Source organism: Kitasatospora sp. MY 5-36, assembly GCF_001182915.1.
Classification (GTDB): Bacteria; Actinomycetota; Actinomycetes; order Streptomycetales; family Streptomycetaceae; genus Kitasatospora.
In genome coordinates this window covers 1-799 of the sequence record NZ_LFVW01001353.1, presented here as the reverse complement: position 1 = coordinate 799, position 799 = coordinate 1, and the positions used below count along the sequence as shown (strand labels likewise).

The window sequence follows — 799 nt, the reverse complement described above, 5'->3', positions numbered from 1 at the left end:
GGTCGGCGGCCCGGGCGCACCGGGAGCCACCACCACCGCCCTGGCACTGCTGCTGTCCTGGCCGCTGCCGCCCGGCCGGCGGATCCTGCTGGTCGAGGCCGACCCGGACGGCGGCGCGGTGCTCGCCGGCGCCCTGGAGGGCCGGGTCGAGGCGGTGTACGGGCTGCGCAACCTGGCCGTCGCCGACCGGCGCGGGCTGCTCGCGCAGACCATCTGGGAGCAGCTGATCGACCTCTCTCCCGAGGGCAACGCCGAACGGCTGCTGCTGCCCGGGCTGACCGACCCCACCCAGGCGCCCGGCCTCGCCTACACCTGGGAGCCGCTCGCCGAACTGCTGCACGGCGTGGAACAGCAGGGCTACGACGTGATCGTGGACCTCGGCCGCTCCGGCGCCACCGGCCACAGCGCGGTGCTGGCCCGCCGCGCCGACGCGGTGGTGGCGACCGTGCGCACCACGCTGCGCGGGCTGAGCGCGGTCCGGCCCCGGCTCGCCGCCCTGACCGAGGACCTGGCCGCCGCCGGCACCGGCGCGGACGCGCTCGGGCTGCTGCTGGTCGCCGAGGGGCCGTACGCCCGGGCGGAGGTGACCCGGGAGCTCGGGCTGCCGGTGCTCGGGGTGCTGCCGCACGCCCCCCGGACGGCGAAGGTGCTCTCCGACGGCGGGGACACCACCGACCGGCGGTTCATCCGCTCGGAGCTGATGCGCACGGCGCGCTCGGCGGCGGACGAGGTGCAGCTGCTGGTCCGCCGCCGGCGCCAGCGGCTCGCGCCGGGCGCGGCGCCCGCCCAGCTGACGGCG

1 protein-coding gene is annotated in these 799 nt (G+C 78.7%); it reads left to right on the top strand.

Features of this window, described 5'->3' with window-relative positions; translation table 11 throughout:
* On the top strand, positions 1 to 799 hold a 799-nt coding region (locus AE652_RS42395), incomplete at both ends, for a hypothetical protein (RefSeq protein ID WP_063780432.1).